The 19,025-nt window shown below is 61.2% G+C and carries 20 protein-coding genes and 1 pseudogene; all 21 read left to right on the top strand.

The window, feature by feature from the left end; translation table 11 throughout:
* The first annotated feature begins 97 nt into the window (after window positions 1-97).
* Window positions 98-841, top strand: a complete 744-nt coding sequence (locus HMPREF2581_RS04900) for a hypothetical protein (protein ID WP_023099059.1) — start codon at window positions 98-100, stop codon at window positions 839-841.
* Between the two features lie 131 nt (window positions 842-972).
* Window positions 973-1,500 carry a terminase small subunit gene (locus HMPREF2581_RS04905; RefSeq protein ID WP_003128031.1) on the top strand — a complete coding sequence of 176 codons (528 nt, stop codon included), beginning with the start codon at window positions 973-975 and terminating at the stop codon, window positions 1,498-1,500.
* Window positions 1,490-3,427: a phage terminase large subunit family protein gene (locus tag HMPREF2581_RS04910; protein WP_237751801.1), complete on the top strand. Its 1,938-nt coding sequence runs from the start codon at window positions 1,490-1,492 to the stop codon at window positions 3,425-3,427. Before HMPREF2581_RS04905 ends, HMPREF2581_RS04910 begins: the two co-directional genes overlap by 11 nt.
* On the top strand, window positions 3,427-3,630 hold the full coding sequence (locus tag HMPREF2581_RS04915; protein WP_023099057.1) for a phage head-tail joining protein: 204 nt from the start codon (window positions 3,427-3,429) through the stop codon (window positions 3,628-3,630). Before HMPREF2581_RS04910 ends, HMPREF2581_RS04915 begins: the two co-directional genes overlap by 1 nt.
* A gap of 1 nt (window position 3,631) precedes the next feature.
* Window positions 3,632-5,158 (top strand): phage portal protein, encoded by a 1,527-nt coding sequence (locus tag HMPREF2581_RS04920; protein WP_023099056.1) that lies wholly within the window; start codon window positions 3,632-3,634, stop codon window positions 5,156-5,158.
* Window positions 5,142-7,121: a prohead protease/major capsid protein fusion protein gene (locus HMPREF2581_RS04925; RefSeq protein WP_223677441.1), complete on the top strand. Its 1,980-nt coding sequence runs from the start codon at window positions 5,142-5,144 to the stop codon at window positions 7,119-7,121. The genes HMPREF2581_RS04920 and HMPREF2581_RS04925 overlap by 17 nt, the downstream gene beginning before the upstream one ends.
* A gap of 71 nt (window positions 7,122-7,192) precedes the next feature.
* Window positions 7,193-7,555, top strand: a complete 363-nt coding sequence (locus tag HMPREF2581_RS04930; protein WP_023099054.1) for a DUF2190 family protein — start codon at window positions 7,193-7,195, stop codon at window positions 7,553-7,555.
* A 4-nt stretch (window positions 7,556-7,559) separates the two neighbouring features.
* A complete protein-coding gene (locus HMPREF2581_RS04935; RefSeq protein ID WP_023099053.1) occupies window positions 7,560-7,880 on the top strand; it encodes a head-tail joining protein in 321 nt (106 codons plus the stop codon).
* Entirely contained in the window at window positions 7,874-8,347 is a 474-nt protein-coding gene (locus HMPREF2581_RS04940) for a hypothetical protein (protein WP_023099052.1), read from the top strand. The genes HMPREF2581_RS04935 and HMPREF2581_RS04940 overlap by 7 nt, the downstream gene beginning before the upstream one ends.
* A gap of 3 nt (window positions 8,348-8,350) precedes the next feature.
* Window positions 8,351-8,545 (top strand): DUF7210 family protein, encoded by a 195-nt coding sequence (locus HMPREF2581_RS04945; RefSeq protein WP_023099051.1) that lies wholly within the window; start codon window positions 8,351-8,353, stop codon window positions 8,543-8,545.
* Between the two features lies 1 nt (window position 8,546).
* Complete coding sequence (locus HMPREF2581_RS04950; RefSeq protein WP_023099050.1) at window positions 8,547-9,299, top strand: phage tail tube protein; 753 nt, start codon at window positions 8,547-8,549, stop codon at window positions 9,297-9,299.
* A gap of 72 nt (window positions 9,300-9,371) precedes the next feature.
* A complete protein-coding gene (locus HMPREF2581_RS04955; RefSeq protein ID WP_023099049.1) occupies window positions 9,372-9,674 on the top strand; it encodes a phage tail assembly protein in 303 nt (100 codons plus the stop codon).
* 102 nt (window positions 9,675-9,776) lie between these two features.
* Window positions 9,777-12,260 carry a tape measure protein gene (locus HMPREF2581_RS04960; RefSeq protein WP_023099048.1) on the top strand — a complete coding sequence of 828 codons (2,484 nt, stop codon included), beginning with the start codon at window positions 9,777-9,779 and terminating at the stop codon, window positions 12,258-12,260.
* Between the two features lie 39 nt (window positions 12,261-12,299).
* Window positions 12,300-12,821, top strand: coding sequence for a hypothetical protein (locus HMPREF2581_RS04965; RefSeq protein WP_023099047.1), 522 nt, complete (start codon window positions 12,300-12,302; stop codon window positions 12,819-12,821).
* Complete coding sequence (locus tag HMPREF2581_RS04970) at window positions 12,821-14,524, top strand: hypothetical protein (protein ID WP_023099046.1); 1,704 nt, start codon at window positions 12,821-12,823, stop codon at window positions 14,522-14,524. Before HMPREF2581_RS04965 ends, HMPREF2581_RS04970 begins: the two co-directional genes overlap by 1 nt.
* Window positions 14,525-14,526: 2 nt before the next feature.
* The gene (locus HMPREF2581_RS04975; RefSeq protein ID WP_023099045.1) at window positions 14,527-15,270 is read left to right on the top strand and encodes a hypothetical protein; all 744 of its coding nucleotides are present in this window, start codon (window positions 14,527-14,529) and stop codon (window positions 15,268-15,270) included.
* A 369-nt stretch (window positions 15,271-15,639) separates the two neighbouring features.
* A complete protein-coding gene (locus tag HMPREF2581_RS04980; protein ID WP_023099044.1) occupies window positions 15,640-17,130 on the top strand; it encodes a hypothetical protein in 1,491 nt (496 codons plus the stop codon).
* 31 nt (window positions 17,131-17,161) lie between these two features.
* The gene (locus HMPREF2581_RS04985; protein WP_023099043.1) at window positions 17,162-17,749 is read left to right on the top strand and encodes a hypothetical protein; all 588 of its coding nucleotides are present in this window, start codon (window positions 17,162-17,164) and stop codon (window positions 17,747-17,749) included.
* 188 nt (window positions 17,750-17,937) lie between these two features.
* Window positions 17,938-18,498 carry a hypothetical protein gene (locus HMPREF2581_RS04995; protein WP_023099042.1) on the top strand — a complete coding sequence of 187 codons (561 nt, stop codon included), beginning with the start codon at window positions 17,938-17,940 and terminating at the stop codon, window positions 18,496-18,498.
* On the top strand, window positions 18,499-18,780 hold the full coding sequence (locus HMPREF2581_RS05000) for a hypothetical protein (protein WP_023099041.1): 282 nt from the start codon (window positions 18,499-18,501) through the stop codon (window positions 18,778-18,780).
* Window positions 18,773-19,025 (top strand): annotated as a pseudogene (locus HMPREF2581_RS33410) (hypothetical protein); the annotation flags it as partial. The gene HMPREF2581_RS05000 and the pseudogene HMPREF2581_RS33410, both read left to right, overlap by 8 nt.

A 19,025-nucleotide genomic window follows, 5' to 3' on the forward strand; every position in this document is an offset into this window, starting at 1 on the left:
AGGTTGTTTCTGATCTCCGAGCCGGAGTCGAGCGACGCGAATTGATGATTGAGGCGCTGCGTAAGCACATCGCCGCCCTGCCGAGGTATTGCAGAAGATGATCAGTATCAAGCCAGAAGGGTTCCAGCAGCAGCTCGCCGACCTGACTGAGCTTGAGCAGCGGCAGATTCCTTACGCGACAGCCACTGCGCTTACGCGGACCGCTCAAGGCCTGATGGATCGATTGCGCGATGAGATGCGTGTCGTGTTCGACCGCCCGACCCCGTACACCCTGAACAGCCTGCGCATGGTGCCAGCCAGGAAAGACCGGCTCGAAGCGCGGGTTTGGTTCAAGGACGAAGCGGACGGTGCGCAGCCTGCATCGGTGTGGATTGCCCCCGAGGTCCACGGTGGGCCGCGTCGGAACAAGCCGGCCGAGCTTCAGCTCAGGGCCAAGGGGATCTTGCCCGAAGGTAAGTACGTGGTACCCGGCGCCGGTGCGGACCTCGATCGCTACGGGAACATCAAGCGCGGACAGGTCACCAGGGCGTTGAGCGGCATTCGCGGCTTCAGCCAAGCCGGGTACAACGCGAACGCCACTGATAGCAGACGGAGCAGAGCGAAGGGTAATGCTCGCCGCTACTTCGTCATGACACGCAAGGGCAAGCCTATAGGCATTGCTGAGCGCACAGGCCGAGGCCGGGATGCCGTCTCGATCATCATGGCCTTCGTGTCTCGCCCTTCGTATCGCCGCCGGCTGAGCTTCTTCGAGATCGCGCAGCAGTATGCCGACGAGAACCTGCCGCGTGAGTTCGAGGTGGCGATGCGCGGCGTGGCTGCTCGGTTCGCCGCGAGGCGCTGATTGGCGCACCAAAGTGGTGCGTCGCGGGTCCTCCCCGGGGTGCCCCCGTCAGAGGGTAATTCGAGCCTCGTTCTCGCTCTATATACGGGCATTTTTCACGACTTCCGTTTCCGGTTCCGGTTGGGTATCGCATGGCAACTCAGATCGAAGTGGCGAAGCACCTCGATCTGAGTGATCGCCAGGTGCGCAATCTCATCGCAGACGGTGTGCTGCCTGGCTCCAAGGGCAGGGGCGGGTTCGACGTGGATGCATGCCGGCTGGCCTATATCCGCTATCTACGAGGACTTGGAAGCGCTCAGGTCAAACCGGAAACGGCCCCTGACTCCGGCGATATTGATCCGCTGATCGAATACCGACTTACTCAGGAGCGCCTGCGGCTTACTGCGGCTCAGTCCGAGGCTCAGGAGCTAAAGAACGAAGTAACCAAGAAGCGGCTGATACCCGCTGAGTTCATCACCTTCGCTTTCGCAAAATTCATTCCGGCCGCCGGTTCGATATTCGATACGGTGGTCATGACACTGCGTCGCCGTCACCCCGATCTCACTCCTGGGCAACTCGACTCGATTAGCCGAGAGCTGACAAAGGCGCGCAACACTATCGCCCAGGCGGCAGATCGCCTACCGGAGTGGCATGACGAGTTTATCGACAGTGCAGATTGAGGCCTGCCAGGCTGCTATGTCAGCCGGCTTACTGTCTCTGCGCCGAGACGCGCCTCAGACTCCTGTGGCATGGGCTGACGATAATTTTTACCTGTCCAGCGAATCTTCCTACCAAGAAGGTCGCTGGGAGACGCTTCCCTACCAGGTTGCGATGCTCAACGCCATGGGCAACGACGAGATTCGAATCGTCAACGTGATCAAGTCCGCCCGCGTCGGCTACTCCAAGATGCTGCTGGCGGCCTCGGCTTACCAGATTGAGCACAAGCGTCGGCATATCGCGTTCTTTGTGCCAGATGATGGTAGCGCCGACCTGTTCATGAAGTCCGAGATCGAAACCATGATCCGGGACGTTGGAGCCGTCCGCGCGCTGGCGCCTTGGTGCGGCAAGAAGAGCCGGGACAACACGCTCGACATCAAGAAGTTCAGCCATGGCAAGCAGTTGTGGTGCCGCGGCGGTAAGGCAGCGAAGAACTATCGAGCTATTTCTGCTGACACTGTCATCTATGACGAATTGGCAGCCTTCGATCACGACATCGATAAGGAGGGGTCTCCGCTCGTCCTGGGTGACAAGCGGATTGAAGGCTCGACTTTTCCGAAGTCGATCAGGGGCAGCACGCCTAAGCTGCGAGGTCCAATCGATCGAGGCGGTTGCCAGATTGAGGGTGCTGTCCAGAAATCGCCACACTTGCTGCGCTATCACATTCCTTGCCCTCACTGTGGCGCTGAGCAGTATTTGAAGTGGGGCGGCAAGGATTGCGTCTATGGCATCAAGTGGGACCCTGAACAGCCGGAAGATGCCTGGTATGTGTGTGAGGCTACCGGCTGCCTGATCCGTTACTCAGAGGCGCTTGAGGCGCAGTACAAGGCGCGCTGGATTTGCGAAAAGACTGGAATCTGGACCCGGGATGGTTTCGACTTTTTCGATGTGGAGGGGGCGCCGATTCCTACCCCAGAGTCCATCAGCTTTCACATCTGGACAGCCTATAGCTTCTTTGTGACCTGGGGTCGGATTGCACAGGACTTCCTTCAGGCGAAGGGTAGTCGCAGCGACCTGAAGACCTTCGTCAACACAACCCTTGGCGAGACATGGGAGGAAGACCAGGGCGAGCGCGTCGAGTGGGACGTGCTGCTTGGGCGTCGCGAGGTCTGGCAAGGCGAGATCCCGGCCCAGGCGGTGATCCTCACTGGCGGCGGCGATACGCAGGATGATCGCTATGAGGGGAGAGTCTGGGCATGGGGGCCTAACGAAGAGTGCTGGCTGGTTTATCGCTTCGTGCTGATGGGTGATCCAGGTGGTGAAGAGCTGCGCCGCAAGCGCGATTTGGAACTGCACCGCCAATTCACTCGGAGCGATGGCCTCGTGATGAAAGTAGAGCGCTGGTGTTGGGATGCTGGCGGCCACTACATCGATCAAGTCTGCGACGACAGCAAGAAGAACGGCTTGCTTTGGATGATCCCAATCATCGGCGCACCGGTTTACGGCAAGCCGATCGCCAGCTTCCCCACGAAACGCAACAAGCGAGGCGTGTACCTGACAACCGTCGGTACGGATAACGCCAAAGAGCTGTTCTACAGCCGCCTACGACTGCCATTGGATGTGTCGAAGTCCCAGGCAGGCATTACCCAGCCCCAGGTAATCCATTTGCCGGCAAACGACCTTATTTGCGACGAGATGGAGGTCAGGCAACTGACCTCCGAAAGCAAGGTGCTCAAGGTCGTCAAGGGTGTACAGCAGTATCGCTGGGACAATCAAGGGCGCCGCAACGAAGCGCTGGACTGTTTCGTGTACGCCCTGGCCGCGTTGCGAATCAGCCAGCAACGTTTCGGCCTGGACTTGGAGAGGTTGGCCGCTGCGGGAGTTGAGGCGCTATCGCCAACTACGGATGAGCGCCCGCGGGTGCAGTCCTCTTACTGGAAGAAAGCGTGATGACCTACACCCTGGAACAATACCGAGCCCTGAAAGGGGCTGTGGCGGAGGGGGCGCTTTCGGTTCGCTATGCGGATCGCAGCGTCACCTACCGGTCGGTTGAAGAGATGCTGCGTATCCTCCGGTTGATGGAGGATGAACTGGGGCTTTCTGCGAACAACGACGGCGGACGCCGCTACACCTCTTTTTCCAAAGGCTACTGACATGAGCGTGTTCGAGACTTGGTTTCCCGGCCTGGCCGCGAGACGCGCCGAACTGCGCCTGAAGAAAATTCGCGCGGAGCTTTCGGCGGGTCTGTTGGCTCGACGCTTCGAGGGAGCCGCGGGCGGTCGGCGCAATGAAGGTTGGCGCTCGGCGGGGACCGATGCCAATGCCGAGAACGCCCCGGCGCTTGGGAGACTGCGCAACCGTGCACGGGATCTGCGCCGAAACAACCCTTATGCCGAGCGGGCGGTGACGGGGATTGCCGACAACGTGGTGGGTGCGGGGGTGGTACCCCGGCCCATGGCGCGCAGTGATCGAGCCAACAACAAGCTGGGCGCGCTCTGGCGGGCCTGGGCCGAGACGTTGGCCTGCGACGCCGACGGGTTGGAGAACTTTTATGGCCTGCAGCACAAGGTCATGGAGGCCATTGTCGAGGCGGGCGAATGCCTGGTCCGACGGCGGAAGCGCTTCAGTAGCGATGGGTTACCCGTACCGATGCAACTGCAAGTGCTGGAGGCGGATTTTCTCGATGAAGCGCGCAGTGGCAAGAATGGCAAGAACGAAATCATCCAGGGGGTGGAGTTCGATCCGGTGGGGCGGCGTGTCGCCTATTGGCTTTTCGACGAGCACCCCGGGAGTGCGCTGGCAATGCGCTCGTTGGAGTCGAGGCGCATTCCCGCCGAGGACGTGATTCACGTTTTTCTGTCCAAGCGCCCGGGGCAGGCGCGCGGCTACAGCTGGCTGGCGCCGGTGATGCAGCGCATGCGCAGCTTCGACGAGATGGAGGACGCGATCATGGAGCAGGCGAAGATCGCGGCGTGCTTCGCGGCCTTCGTCACCAAGGATGAGTCGATCGCGGGGCTCGAACGAAAGAGGCCGCCGCTGATCGAGCGGATGGAGCCAGGGCTGATCCAGGAGTTGGGGACTGGCGAGAGCGTGAGCTTCGCGGCACCGCCAGTTTTCAACGGCTACTCCGCCTATTCGTGGCAGGCCCTGCATGCGATTTCCGTGGGGCTTGGAGTGCCGTACGAACTGCTGGCCGGCGACCTGAAGGGCGTCAACTTCTCCAGTGGCCGGATGGGCTGGCTGCATTTCGCCAGGCGGGTGGATGTATGGCAGTGGCGGATGCTGATTCCGCAACTCTGCGAGCCGGTCTGGAAGTGGTTCATGGAGGCGCAAGCGTTGCTGCCTGGCGGCGTCCTAGAAGACGCCTTGTCTGAATGGGTACCGCCGCGGCGGGACATGGTGGATCCGAGTGCCGAGGTCAGCGTGATCAAGGATCGCCTGCGCCTTGGCCTGATCACACCAGACGATGCGCTGCGCGAGATGGGCTACACCGACCCGGACGATGTGCTGACCCGTTATGCCGCCCACCTGTCGAAGGTGGATGAGCTCGGGCTGGTCTTCGACTACGACGCGCGCAAGGTCTCCAACGGGGGCCAGGCGCAAGCCAAACCGCAGGGGAGCAATTCCCAGCAAGCACCTGAAGAGACTTCAAAAGATGACGGCAATGACCCAGACGCATGAGACGCCGATGCTGAGCCTGCGCGCCGCGGTGCGGCCGGGCTCCGTCGATATCGAGAACCGAACCGCTGAACTGACCTGGACTACCGGGGCGAAGGGGCGGCGCTGGTCCTGGGATATCGGCGCGTATATGGAAGAACTGGAGGTGACGCCCGAGGCGGTCCGACTGGACCGGCTGAACAACGGCGCGCCGTTCCTGAACACCCACAGCGCCTGGGAGTTGGGTGACGTGGTTGGCGTCGTCGAACGCGCCTGGCTGGAAGGGGGAGCGGGGCACGCACTGGTCCGCTTCAGCAAGCGCGAGGATGTCGAGTCGATCTTCCAGGACGTGCGCGACGGGATCCTGCGCAATATCAGCGTGGGCTATTCCGTCCATCGCTACGAGTTGATCGAGGCCCCTGACGATAAGCTTCCGACCTACAGGGCAGTGGACTGGGAGCCAATGGAGCTCTCCCTTGTGCCGATTGGATTCGACGATGGGGCGAAGGTGCGAAACGCCAAGACTCCTGCCGACTACCAGGGCCAACGTTTCACCACCCTTTTCGAGACCCGGGAGGCCGAGACGCCGACCGAACAACCGGCCGCCGTGGCCAACCCAAGAGAGGAAAATGCAATGACCGAAGAAGAGAAACGCGCGGCCGAGGAGTCGATTCGCCGTGAAGCCGCCGAGGCTGAGCGCAAGCGCTGCCTGAGCATCCGCCAGATGGCGCGCAAGGTGGGGCTGGACGAGGACGTGGCGGAGGACTTGATCTCGCGCGGCGTGGCCCTCGAGCAGGCCAGCGCCGAGCTGATCGACAAGCTGGCCGAGCGGCAGCAGTCCGAGCAGCCGGAAAGTCGTAGCGCGCACGCCGGCGTGACCAGCGATATCGACCTGTCGGTCGTTGCCGCCAAGCGCGAGGCGATGCAAAACGCCCTGCTGCATCGCTGCAACCCCAAGGTGAAGCTGGAGGAGGCCGCCCGCGAGTTTCGCGGCATGCGCTTGATCGACATGGCCCGCGAGTCCGTGGAACTGGTTGGGGGGAAGGTCCGCGGACTGACCCCGCAGGAAGTGGCGCGCGCTGCCCTGGGCTGTGACCGCCAGGCGTTCCGGGCAGCGGGCATGCACACCACCAGCGATTTCCCGCTGCTTCTGGGCAGCACCGTGAACCGAACGCTGCGCGATGCCTACGAGCTGGCGCCGCAGACCTGGCGCCCGCTCGGCCGCCAGACCACCGTCCCGGACTTCCGCGAGGTAACCCGCGTGGCGCTGGGCGATATCGCCGCGCTGGAGAAGGTCAACGAGCACGGGGAGTACAAGTACGGCTCCCTGGGCGAAGAAGGCGCGCCGATCAAGGTGGCCAAGTTCGGCAAGATCATCGCGATCACCTGGGAGGCGATCGTCAATGATGATCTCTCGGCGCTGACACGTATTCCGCAAGCGCTGGGTGCGGCGGCGGGACAGACCGAATCGAACCTAGTGTGGGATCTGCTGCTGGGTAATCCGGAGTTCGTCGATGGAGAGGACCTGTTCTCGGATGCGCACGGCAACGTCGCCGCCAGCGGCGGCCCGATCAATACCGCCACACTGGCGGCCGCTCGTGCCGCGATGCGCAAGCAGAAGTCCAAGGCCGGGCATTTCCTCAACCTGGCGCCGGAGTTCCTGGTGGTGGGGCCGGACAAGGAGCTGGAGGCCTTCCAGTTCACCAGTTCCAACTACGTGCCGGCGAAGAACGCCGACATCAACGACAGCCGCAACGCCTCGCTGACGGTGATCGTCGATGCGCGCATTACGGGCAACCAGTGGTACCTGTACGCCGCGCCGGGCGTCGTTGACACCTTTGAGTATGCCTACCTGGAAGGCGAGCAGGGCGTCTTCACCGAGACCCGCGAGGGGTTCGAGGTGGACGGCATGGAGATCAAGGCGCGGCTGGTCTTCGGCGCGGCCTGGATCGACTACCGCGGGGCCTACAAGAACGCCGGTAACTGATCGGCAGAGTCAAGCTGAAGGGCGCCACGGGGCGCCCTTTGTGTTTCTACGAACTCCTTGCGAGGTTAATCATGAAGACCTTCATCCAACATGGCGACATGCTCACCGTCCCCGCCCCCGCTGGTGGAGCAGTATCGGGCAAGCTGTACAAGGTCGGCGCCATCCTCGGCGTCGCCGCAACCACCGTCACCGATGGGCAGCCCGTCGAGTTGAAAACGACTGGCGTGTTCGAGCTGCAGAAGGTGGCCGCCCAAGCGTGGGTCGTGGGTGATCCACTCTACCTGGATGCAGCCAGTGGCGATCTGACCAATGCGCCTAGCGCGGGCCTGGTCCTGGTGGGGCTGGCTACCGAGGCGGCAGCAAATCCCTCCGCGGTTGGCCGCTGCCGGCTCAATGGCGTTTCGGCTCCAGCGGCTGAAGGTGCAGGAGGCTAGTCCCATGGGTTGGGCGAACTGGCGGGATCGCCTACATCAGACGGTAATGAAGACTTTCGCCGATGGGCGGGCGACTCACCAGAGCGCCTCGGGCGCGCCACCGTCCTGCGGCTTCGAGGTCATCATTGATCACAACCTGATGATGACGGGTCCGGAGGGCATGTTTCAGACAGACAAGATCGGGATCAGTTGGCGCAAGATCGATCTGCCCGGCGCGAGTCGGGGTGACGTGTTCATCGTGGGTGGTCAGCGCTTCATGGTTGAAGAGATGGTTGCGGACGATGGGCACATCCTGACCGCCGCCTGCAGGAAGGACCTATGCTGAAACCCAACGTCTTGACCGTGGGGCGACGAGCGTTGCTGGCGCGCCTGCAAACGATCACGCCGGCCAACGGCTACCGCACGGATGCAGGTACCCGTGTGCTCTCCGGCTGGCTCAACGAACTGATCAAGGAGTGCAGGCAAGGCTTCCCGCTGATCGTCGTTCAGCCGGCCAAGGAGCAGCCGCCTGAGCATCTCGACGCCGGCGTTCGCTTCCATCGCGGCTTCGACGTGGTAGGCGCGGTGCAAGGCGGGTATGACCACTATGAAGAAGCCCTGGAGGACCTGCAGCTCGACCTGCTGGCGTGCCTGATGCCTGCCCCCAAGGGGCAGTTCCTGCGCTGGCTGCCCCGAGACCGCGGCATTACCGGGCTGACACTGGGCGCGCCCGAACCCTACCCGCCGGGTGATGCGGTGGCCGCTGCCGTGATTCGAATCCCTGTCTATCTGAAAACCATCATCGAGGGGTAACCCATGAAGAGCGAAACCCAGGCGCCGGCTCCGGTCGACGCCGCGCCGTCGGCTGCGCTGAATAAGGCCGTCGAGGTCACCCTGGCCAAGGTGCATTGGCACCAGGGCAAGGAGAAGGCGGCCGGCGAAAAGATCAACGTCAGCCCTGACCAGGTTGAATTTCTGCGCCGCGAAGGCGTGATCAAGAAGGAGGCCTGATATGGCTATCGAGAAAGAGACGTACGTGATCGGCGGACCCTTCAAGATCCGCGAGTCCGGTGCTACCACCCCCTTCCAGTTCGCTGGCCTGGTGTCCACTATCCAGCAGACCATCGAGACCAACGAGATCACTTTGCCGGATACCACCACCCCGCAGGGCGGTGAGTACGATGCCGTTTCGCGCATCACTTCGGTCGGGTTGTCGATCAACTTCCGCGAACTCAAGACCAGCATCCTGGCTGCCTTGGTGTGGGGGGACGCCACCAACGTTCCTTCTGCCACCCATACCGACGAAGCGCACACCGCCGTTCCGGGAGGCACGATCGCGCTCGACTTCATGCCGCTGGAGATCACCAGCGTGAAGAGCGATGACGGCAGCACGACCTACGAAGAGTTCGACGACTGGAACATGACCGGCGCCGGCATCGAAATCGTTGAAGGGGGGGCGATCTCTGCGGCCACGCCGATCAAGGTGACTTACAAGTCCGCCACCGTGGATGTGATCGAGGCGCTGACCAACAGCGGCAAGACGTTCGAATGCCTTTTCGAGGGTGAGAACGCAGCCGGTACCCAGCGCCGTATCCAGGCGCGCTATTTCCGGTGCCGTCTGAACCCGTCGAGCCAACAGGACTGGCTCAATACCGAAGACTTCCTGGCCGCCGAGGCCACTGCCAAGGTGCTGATGGACCCGACCAAGGTCGGCGCCGGAAAGTCGAAGTACTTCAACATCAAGAAGGAACTGGCTACTGCGTGATATTGGTCCTGTCAGCAGGTTCGCTCATGATTGCCCCGCTATGGCGGGGCTTGTGTTTCCCGGAGGGTTGAAATGTCTAGCTTTACTGCGAGCAGGGTTGTGGATATCGATGGGGTTGAAATTACTGTTCGCGAACTTAGCGTTGCGGATGTTCGAAAGCTAATGCAAGAGGTCAGTGACCAAGACCTCGTCAGTAATGCTCTCTTCGAAGATATCAGGCTTTCCGATCTGTGCCTGATGACGTCGGTTACGGAGAGCCAAATTAACGATCTCCGGCCTAGCCAGCTCGCCAAGTTGCGGGATGCATGTAAAGAGGTGAACCCGCATTTTTTCGGAATGCTGGGCCGTCTCTCGAAACTCCGCGACAAGCCTTGAGGAGTTTGGAGCGCGCCATTTGCGTTCTGGTGAGGCTTGGGCATCACCACGTCCTTGAATATCCCTGGTCGCTGTTCTTGACCGCGCTGAAGGCTGAATGAAATGGCTGACGTAAAGATCCGGCTGACTGCTGACCTCGATGATGCGCTGCGCGAGGTGTCAGGTTTCCGCAAGGAATACGCCGAACTGGTTAGGCAGGTCGCGCAACCTCTCAAGCGTTTAAACGATTTCACTGCTCTCGAAAGCACCCTTGAGGACACGCAGCGCCAGGCGCGCTCGGCGCGCGAGCAGATCCGCACGCTCGGCAACGAGATGGCATCGACGATCAGGCCAAGCCGCGAATTGCAGCAGGCTTACAGGGACTCCATTTCTGACTTGCGAAGCCTGGAGCGGGCAGAGACCGTCCAGATAGCCAAGCTCGGAGCGATGCGCCGGGAGTTGAAGCAGGCAGGCCTGGATACGAGGAGCCTGACATCCGAACGTCAGCGGCTCCAGCGGGAACTGGATCGAAACCTTCAGGCGGGCCGGAATGACGCTGCCACCACCAGCCTGCGGCGACAGGCGGCAGCGATCAAGCAGAGCGCGATCGAGCAGCGCCGCTTCAACATGGAGCAAGCGCGTAGCACCCTAGGAGTCGCCAGGGTGCGCGAACTGCAGACTGCTATCGGGCAGTTGAACCAGCAATATCGCTTGCTTCGGTCCAGCGGAACGCTATCCACAAGGGAGCTTGCCGTTGCGCAGCGGGCGCTCAAGAAGCAGATCGCGGAGACCAAGAACGAACTCAACTCGCTTGGTGCCGGCTCGCGGCTGTCGAGCATCGGCTCTCTCCGCGGGAGCGGTCCAGCGTTGGCGGTTGCGGGGCTCTCCGCCGCAGTAGGCGCTGCAACGGCGAAGTTAGCGAACGGGGCCGACACTGTTGGCCGGCTCGATTCCCGGCTTCGCCTGGCGACCCGCTCGCAGGAAGAGTTCAACACCGCGCAGATCGAACTCGACCGTATCGCGGATGATGTACAGGGCGACGTCGGCGACCTCATCGGCCTCTATTCGCGGTTGCAGCGCCCGCTTCGGGATGTGGGCATGGATCAGCGCGCCGCCCTTGAAACTGTAGAGGCGGTGTCGCTCGGCCTGAAAATCGGTGGGGCATCTGCCGAGGAGTCGGCCTCGGTCATTACCCAGTTCTCCCAGGCCATCGCCAGTGGTGTTCTGCGGGGCGAAGAGTTCAATACCGTTCTGGAGTCCTCGGATCGCATTGCTGGCGCCCTGGCGGACTCCTTCGGGGTGACTGTCGGCCGGCTTCGCGAGATGGCTGCCGCCGGCGAACTGACCTCGGAGCAGATCGTTATCGCGTTGCGGAAGGAACTGCCGAAGCTCCGCGAGGAAATGGCTTCGTTTGCCCCGGAGATTGGTGCAGGGCTGAACCGGATATTTTCCGAAACCCAGAAATACTGGGGGCGTCGCGCGAAGGAAACAGGCATCGTCGACTGGGTTGCGAACCAGTTGAACGATGTTGCCAAGGGGATCAACACGGCGAATACGCTGGTGAAAAAGGGCGAGGGCAGCCTCACAGCCACCCTCGCCGCCGAGAAGGCACGCCAAGAGCAGATCGTGAAGCGCCAGAACGATGCCCTGAAGCGGGCTCGGGATCAGAACGTCGCTGATCTCCAATCTGAGGTTGTTCGTACCAAGGCGCTGCTTGATCAGTCCACAAAGAACCTCAACGACGCGCTTTCGCGCCAGGCAGATGTCCGCAAGGAGTTTGCCGATCTGGTGAAGGGTATCCAGGCGACGCCCACCTCCGGAACGCAGACCTTCGGTGATGCCACTGCGGCCCAGGCCTCGGCTCGCAACGCCCTGACCGCTGGCAACAACCAAAAGGCGATCGAGGAGGCGCGCCGCGCGCTGCAGATCCTTCAGCAACTGAAGGACGCTGGCGCGAACAGTTACGGCTTCGAAGGCGTGGCCAAGGAGGTGGAGCGCATCGCCAACAAGGCCGCAGAGGTCGAGGCTGGTAATGCCAAGGCTGCGGATGACGTCAACCGCCTGAACCTGGCCGACCTCGAGGAGCGCATCAAGGCTGTGCAAAACGTCGAGGTGTCGTTCGGAATGGACTTCGAAAGCGCGGAGACCTTGAAGCAACAGGTTGCCGATATCGCCGCCGGACTGGCTGAGCAGCTTGTGATACCTATCACGCTGGTTCCGCCTCCGGAGATGGGTTTGCCTGGCGTGCCCAGCATCACCCCCAAGATACCCGGGTTTGCCACTGGTACGCAGAGCGCTCCTCCTGGCATGGCGTGGGTTGGGGAACGTGGGCCAGAGCTGATGATGATGCGCGGAGGAGAGCGCATCTTCAACGCGGTGCAGTCGCTGCAGATGTCTCAGAGGTATCAACGAGTCCTGCCCGAGATACCAGAGATTCCGCCCGCGGCACTTCAGCAGGCGAATCCATCTTCGGCCATGCAGAACCTTGGCTCGCTGACCATTAATCTGGGTGGAGACGATGCCGGTTTCACCGTCTTTGGGGCACACGATACGCTCCGAGATATACGCAAGGCCGCCTCGAAGTTCGGGCGGACGCGCCCAAAATGACCAAGCCCGCCTCGCGCGGGCTTTTTTATGGAGTTGGGAATGATCATTCCGAACGTGATGCTTGGGGGGATACCGATCGTGATACACGGCGGCGCCCCGCAGTGTCAGTACCAGGCTGTAGATGGCGGAGTCGAGCGATTGAGACTCAGCGGAGGTGCGGCAGTACAGATGACGCACTGGCGCAAGACGGCAATCACCATCAGCGGTTCAGGATGGATCGGGACGGGGATGCTTGGACTCGACTTCGACAACCCGCTAGAGCTGCGATGCAATGCGTCCCTCGGCATCTCGGGTCGTACTGCCGCCGACCGAGTATTCACCATCCCGGGCGAGGTTCGGCCGGACGCCGGGCCATGGGGGCTGGCGCTGGTCGGTCGTGAGTGGGTCAGAACGATCGTGGCGTCCGCCGGCCAGGTGGTAACGGTGTCGGAGATTCCTGGCGCGCAACTTTACCGCGTCGAGTGGTGGCCGCTATTCCACGTCTTCGCGTCGATCCCTCCTGAGGCGCTTGACTCTTCGAACAACAGTCGGACCTGGCAGATTGTCGCTGAGGAAATCTGATGCTCAACCGTGGACCGCTCAATAGCGCTGCGCTGAACTCGGCCGGTCACTCCAGTGTGCCTGGTCCTGAGCCGATCATCCCAGGCTTCGCTTTCACATGGCGCGCTATCGTGCGGGTTGGCGATGTTGACGTTACGCCACTCCTGACAGGGGAGATTGAGGTCGATCGTGAAGAGGGCGCTGCTGGCGTCGCGTCCTTTTCGATCTATCTCGGTGACGACCCTGTTGTTCCTGCGGACTGGATCGGTCGAACCGTAACCATCGACTATGCGACGGAGACCGCCGGGGAACTGAGCCAGGGCCGAAGGTTTACGGGTAGGGTTACGCAACCAGCCTGGAACCCTGTCCGCCGAGTCTTGGGCGTCAGTTGCACGGACCAGTTGCAGCAGCGTGTGGAGGCCATGGCAATTGCGGATGTCGATGCCCTGGTGGGTGGTAAGTGGTCCGCCGATGTGTTCGAGTCCGTCGAAGGTCGCTCGCGTTGGGATTATGCCCAGGAGCGGTTGACTAGCGTAGTGGGCAGCTTGGATTGCTCAGCCTACGGCGCTCTTCGCGTCACGTCATGGCATTCTGTGGCGCCCACCTTCGAGTTTGGACCTGGATCAACGGTATACGGATCCCTTGCGGTCGAGCTTGCCGACCTGAGTTCTCAGACGAACAGGGTCGAGATCGAATGTGACTACCGATTCAGTCGGCTGTGGCAATGGAATATCAACTATGGATGGAAGGCGCCAGGTACGGACGGGCAGGATGGTGAGCCAGGATTTTGCAATTGGCGTCCGGAGTCGCACGAACTCCCGGATACGGAAATGGTTGAGTCGGCAACCAGCAGCTCAGGGCAAACGCTGATCCAATCGTCGACTGAATACTATCCGCTGCCACCCACTGGCATCTACTGCACGCCTCCGCAAAGTTGGGCCAACAAATACACGGGGCTGTTGCTAGGCGCCGACTGGGCCGCAGGGCGTCGCTGGGTGCAAGCGGTTACGGAGTCATACCGAATAGCGGTAGAGGTGCAACCTAGCGTGCTGGCGACCGGACCAATCATCAGTCGCTCCCGGGCATCGTTTGAGATTGATAGCGATCTCGCCGAGTCCTGGGAGAGTGCTGCTATTACCGGGGGGAGTTCTGGACACATTGATCAGCCCAGCGAGACGCGCAGGATTGGCGCGCTGACATGTCTGCTTGAGCAGGCTCGAGCTACTCTCGTCGGTGCTCATAGGGGGACGACAGTGAGCTGGGACTGCCCTACATCCATGGTCATGGCGGTCGATTTGACGCACACCCTCAAATTCGATGATCAGCGAATCAAGGCTGTAGGTAAGTGTCGCCGTGTGCTTGATCGCTTTGACCTTGAGAGTGGTTCCGCGATAACCACCCTGAGTATTGCTGTGATGCGCGGTGGCGGAGGAGATTCCGACGTCCTCACTCCTCCTAGTGGCTCTGGGGCTGCCCCCGAACTACCAGCCTTCGATGGGCGCCTTGAGTCGCAAATCGCTGGTCACCCGGATGACCCACCATTCGATGAATCGAAAGATGGGTTTTCCGGTAACTACGACAACTACAACAGTCCACAGCCTCGTTATCCGAGGCAACTACGCATAACTGCTCCCGAGATACCCGCCTCGCTCCGCGATGAATATTCGCCGGAGATCGGTGCGTCCTTCCGCGTCTCGGTTCCTGATGATTTGCTGGAGATGTAGCCATGGGCCAACGCTGGATCAATAACTGGCAGACAGAACTCTCAGGCCCGCTGTCGGCGGGTGGGCTCTCTCTCACCATCCCCGCTCCCGCGGCTGATCTTCTGCCCATCTCGGGTCCTTCTGATTTCGTCCTGCTCACTCTTGCCGATGAGTCAGGCTCTGTTCACGAAGTGGTCAAGGCGACGGCAAAGAGCGGCGGGAATGTCACTGTTGCGAGAGCCTCTGAGGGTGTGGCCGTTGAGTGGCCTTCGGGCTCGAAGGTGTACGCGGCGGCGACGGCGGGAACTCTCGCCAGCATCGAGAGACGAATCACCATCCTCGAGCAGTCTGGTCCCGGGCCTGGTGGCGGCACGTTCAAGGCGCAGGAGATCAACGACTCGACTCCGGTAGTCCTCGCTTCGGATACAACGATCGTACGCGTATCCGCATCGTTTGATGGTAATGGTCGCGAATTGGTTATACCTCTGCCTGAAGAAGCCGAGGGGCGTTCTCTCTTTGCAGTCTTTGACCTGGACGTGGTTGTGCAGCCAGCCGCCGATGGTGTTGTCGTACTGAGTAGCGCTGCCAGTGGCGGGGTCCAGTTGTGGGGGCTCGTTGGTTCCGAGTCTTGGCTCTCGGTATCTGAGAACAACTCTCGCATCGAGTTTGTATCAACCTCAGGGCAGAAGGCCTGTTTCTTCAAGGCGCTTGTGTACAACACTGGTGCTACCTACCTCTACTTGCTTGCATCTGGTGATTTCCAATGACCCCGGAACAAGAGCGGCGAGCAATCGGCGCGCGTTTAGAGGCTGAGCGTCGCGGTACCGACCACTCGATTGCGGATGCACTGACCCGGATTATTCGTCCGGAAACACAGAGCCGTCCGCTCCGCAGGATAGATCCACGCGGGGCAGTAGCAGCGCGTCGGGGGACCGCCAACTACAACGGAGAAGGGAAGCAAATCGGCGGTGGAGGAATAGCCAGCCCTCTTACCGAGCCGACGGCTAGCGCTCGGGAGTATTTCGATAGTGTTCTGATTCCGACTACCGATGGCCTGGCATGGGCCAGGTTTAAGAGCGTAAAACGGATTGTCATGCAGGATGCTAACGGGGCTGAGGTAGTGATGGAGTTCAAGAATGCCCTTTCCTAATAGCATTCTCGATGACGCGCCCGATGTGTGGGGATGGCCCTGGCATGGGCTGATCAAGCAGGCGATTGGCGCTGGCGGGGCCGTCCTTACGCTGCCTAGTGGCGCGACCATGGATATGCCAAGTATCGCGCTCATGCAGGATAGCTATCTATGGGATGTTGGGATGCCGGAGCCGGCTGTGACGACCGACAACCCAGACGAGCAGTGGCTGAGCAAAGCGATCTTGCGCGGATCTGGACAGTGCTATGGCGGCATGGACGCCGGATCGGCTGCTTTTATTCGCGGCCGAACGGTCAGCGCGACTGTCAGTACCAGCCAAACTGGCGGCCTGCTTTGGTTTGATGTGTATTTCGTTGATCATGGCGGAGCGGTCCCGATCGAACAGCAAGCGACATCCAACATTCTGGGATGGCAGGATCTAGGGCTTGAGTCCTCCCCGCACAGTTTGAGCGTGTCGTTAATCGATAGAGGTCATGACGGCACGCGCAGACTGTACCTTGTGAACTATTTCAAGAGCGCATCTGACACCGGGGCGCGTGCCGCTTTCGTTGAACTGCACCTGCAGCCGACTGGTAGCGCTGGGTTCTTCGCGACACTATCGGTTGTCGCTACATATCCTCAGGTCAATTACCAGATCACGGCAATTAGCCTTCCGGATGTTGATCTCGATGTGTATACCAGAATCTGGCGGGCGGATAGCGGAGGTTACGAGCAGGGGCCGGAAGCGCCGCCAGGTGAGACTGTCGAATACTCGGTGCGCTCTGGCAATTGGCAATTAACATGTGCTGTGGAGCGTATTTTGTGGATGTGGTACGGAACCTCTGGAGCCCTGGAGCCATTAACGTACAGCGTCCTGCAGACCTGGGACTGGTCGCGCACCGGAGGAGTTGTTGGAGGGGATCATGTCGAAGTCGATGAGGTCTATTCGGTTCGGTACGACCTTTCTCTCGCTGCTGGATCTGCTGGGACTACGCTTCAAGTCGCGCACCAGTCTACATCCCATTCGAACATGGGGTCGCCAGATTCCACTGGCACCGACATTTCATGGCAAGACTTTATCAGTGGTGCCGCCGTTGCCTCCGGAAACGTTACGGGCCAGCCTGGCGGCGAGCATGCAATCGCGTTTCCAGATAGGGCGACCTTTCAGGATGTGAGCGACTCGACGAACGAAATTCTGTGGTTCCAGTCGTCGCTCAGCTCTTTCAGCGGGCAGCCCAATATCGCCGTACAGTCCTTCTCGAACAAAATTCTTGCATTGCGTTTCTTCAGGGATGACCGGCAGAACGGTGTTCAGCAGCGCTATATCAGCCTCGCCCCAGCAGTAACGCCGCACGGATCGCAAGGCGCCGAAATTTTAGATTTCGACGCCGGCGCGCTGACCCAACAGCAGCGCGAGCGCTGGCTGAGCGGTGCATACAACCCGATAACGGGCGAAGTTCATCGAAACGACCCAAGCGGCTACTTCGCCTGGGTCTGACATGCGAATTCACAACCAAGGAGGAGCCAGCATGACGCCGGCCTGTGTGCCCCTGCGCATTGAGAAAGGGGCGACGTTCCGAGACGCGCTGCGGATCATGCAGCCGAGCCTTGTGTACAGACCGATCACGCAGATCGCACCGACCGCGCCTGTCCGGCTGACCATCCCTGGGCACGGGTTGCCTGGCACTTGGCTGGCCTGGGCTGATGGTGTCCAGGGCATGCCCGAGCTGAACCGCGCTCGACTTCGGCAATTGCCTCACCGGGTCGCGTCCATCGACGACGACACGATCGAGATCAACCTGCTGTCAGCCGTTGGGCTGGCGCCTGTTGGCGGACAGTTGATCTACCAGCCACCTGTTGACCTGGCTGGCGCCGAGGTGCGGATGCAGATTCGCGATGCGCCAGGCGGGACTGTGCTGATGACGCTGGCGCTCGGCTCTGGCCTGGATCTCGCCGGCGCCGGAACGATCTCGCGCGAGATATCGGCATCGGCTACCGCGGCGCTGGAATGGTCGGCTGCGGTCTATGACGTGGACGTGACATACCCGGATGGGACTGTACATCGGTACTACAGCGGGCCGATCACTGTGAGCCATGGGGGAGGGTGCGATGGATGACGCCGCGGAGCCCTGGGCGCTGGCGATCGAGGTTGATTGCGAGCCGCTTGTGCTCAGCGAAATGCAGGAATACGCAGTCACCGTGACGCCGCCGGCCGATGTGCTTGTGGTTGTTGCGGGTGACCAAGGGCCTCCCGGGAGGGATGGCGTAGACGGTGCCCAATGGGGCGCGACTGATTGGTGATGACATGGCTCAGATTCGATTTTTCAAAGTGGCGACCCTGCCGGGTACGCTGGAACCCGATTCGTTCTACTTCGTCGAGAATGGCAGCTACTCGGAGTCCTACCTGACGAACAGCGCCGGCGTGGCACGCTCGATCGGCAACAGCGTGATGATCAACGCGCTGATCAACGAGGCGCTGGCAAGCCTGCCAGGAACCGGCGCGCCGATCCTGTTCGTTGCGGATATCGCTGCACGCGACGCCCTGGAGCCGGAGGGAGCCATTTTCGTCCTGGTTCAGGATGCGAGCGCGGACCCGACAGTCGAATCCGGCGCTGCGCTGTACGCATGGAACCCGGCGACCAGCGCCTGGCTGAAGGTGGCCGAGTATGAGTCGATGGACGTCGAGCTCAACTGGGACGCGATCAACGGGCGCCCGACGTCGACGCCAGCGCAGATCGACACCGCCGTTTCTCTGGCGCACACGCACGCGAACAAGTCGACGCTCGACAAGTTCAGCGAGGAGGGTGGTTTGCTGCGCTACAACGGCCAGCCGATCCCGGCCGAGTGGAATGGGACGGCCTGGTAAATGGCCGTCCTCCAGACCCATAAAGTCGTGGCGCAACTCCCCGCGTCGCTGGAGCCGAACGCGATCTACTTCGTCCGGCGCAGCACCGGCTACGACCAGTTCGTCACCAACGGCGCGGGCGTGGTGGTTGCCTATCCGATGAACGTGCGTATCCCCGCGGCTGTGCCGGGTTATCTCGCCGACGGCTCCATGCTGAGGCTCACGATGAACCCTGACGGCCAACTGCCGGCGTCCACCGCCGTCGGCGCAACTCTCAACCTGCAGGTGCTTTTCAATGGCTGATGTACGACCGACGAAGTTGCAGAACGACGGCAACGGCTACGGCAGTCTTCGCGAGTTCGCCGACGGCGACACGGTGCCGGTTGCGCTTGGCGGAACAGGAGCTGCAACCGCCGCTGGTGCGCGCACGTCTCTTGGGCTTGGGAGTGCTGCAGTTAGACCTGCCCTGGGTTCAACTGGGGCTTTGTACTCGCGAGACAGTATTCTCGGCGCTGTTTCGCAGTCGAGCGGCGTACCGACCGGTGCGG

The organism is Pseudomonas sp. HMSC057H01, assembly GCF_001836405.1.
GTDB classification, from domain to species: Bacteria; Pseudomonadota; Gammaproteobacteria; order Pseudomonadales; family Pseudomonadaceae; genus Pseudomonas; species Pseudomonas aeruginosa.

Excerpts from the sequence above, each read along its gene's own strand:
- HMPREF2581_RS04900 (WP_023099059.1), top strand. The coding sequence starts at position 98 with ATGATCAGTATCAAGCCAGAAGGGTTCCAGCAGCAGCTCGCCGACCTG.
- HMPREF2581_RS04905 (WP_003128031.1), top strand. The coding sequence starts at position 973 with ATGGCAACTCAGATCGAAGTGGCGAAGCACCTCGATCTGAGTGATCGC.
- HMPREF2581_RS04915 (WP_023099057.1), top strand. The coding sequence starts at position 3,427 with ATGACCTACACCCTGGAACAATACCGAGCCCTGAAAGGGGCTGTGGCG.
- HMPREF2581_RS04920 (WP_023099056.1), top strand. The coding sequence starts at position 3,632 with ATGAGCGTGTTCGAGACTTGGTTTCCCGGCCTGGCCGCGAGACGCGCC.
- HMPREF2581_RS04925 (WP_223677441.1), top strand. The coding sequence starts at position 5,142 with ATGACCCAGACGCATGAGACGCCGATGCTGAGCCTGCGCGCCGCGGTG.
- HMPREF2581_RS04930 (WP_023099054.1), top strand. The coding sequence starts at position 7,193 with ATGAAGACCTTCATCCAACATGGCGACATGCTCACCGTCCCCGCCCCC.
- HMPREF2581_RS04935 (WP_023099053.1), top strand. The coding sequence starts at position 7,560 with ATGGGTTGGGCGAACTGGCGGGATCGCCTACATCAGACGGTAATGAAG.
- HMPREF2581_RS04940 (WP_023099052.1), top strand. The coding sequence starts at position 7,874 with ATGCTGAAACCCAACGTCTTGACCGTGGGGCGACGAGCGTTGCTGGCG.
- HMPREF2581_RS04945 (WP_023099051.1), top strand. The coding sequence starts at position 8,351 with ATGAAGAGCGAAACCCAGGCGCCGGCTCCGGTCGACGCCGCGCCGTCG.
- HMPREF2581_RS04950 (WP_023099050.1), top strand. The coding sequence starts at position 8,547 with ATGGCTATCGAGAAAGAGACGTACGTGATCGGCGGACCCTTCAAGATC.
- HMPREF2581_RS04955 (WP_023099049.1), top strand. The coding sequence starts at position 9,372 with ATGTCTAGCTTTACTGCGAGCAGGGTTGTGGATATCGATGGGGTTGAA.
- HMPREF2581_RS04960 (WP_023099048.1), top strand. The coding sequence starts at position 9,777 with ATGGCTGACGTAAAGATCCGGCTGACTGCTGACCTCGATGATGCGCTG.
- HMPREF2581_RS04965 (WP_023099047.1), top strand. The coding sequence starts at position 12,300 with ATGATCATTCCGAACGTGATGCTTGGGGGGATACCGATCGTGATACAC.
- HMPREF2581_RS04970 (WP_023099046.1), top strand. The coding sequence starts at position 12,821 with ATGCTCAACCGTGGACCGCTCAATAGCGCTGCGCTGAACTCGGCCGGT.
- HMPREF2581_RS04975 (WP_023099045.1), top strand. The coding sequence starts at position 14,527 with ATGGGCCAACGCTGGATCAATAACTGGCAGACAGAACTCTCAGGCCCG.
- HMPREF2581_RS04980 (WP_023099044.1), top strand. The coding sequence starts at position 15,640 with ATGCCCTTTCCTAATAGCATTCTCGATGACGCGCCCGATGTGTGGGGA.
- HMPREF2581_RS04985 (WP_023099043.1), top strand. The coding sequence starts at position 17,162 with ATGACGCCGGCCTGTGTGCCCCTGCGCATTGAGAAAGGGGCGACGTTC.
- HMPREF2581_RS04995 (WP_023099042.1), top strand. The coding sequence starts at position 17,938 with ATGGCTCAGATTCGATTTTTCAAAGTGGCGACCCTGCCGGGTACGCTG.
- HMPREF2581_RS05000 (WP_023099041.1), top strand. The coding sequence starts at position 18,499 with ATGGCCGTCCTCCAGACCCATAAAGTCGTGGCGCAACTCCCCGCGTCG.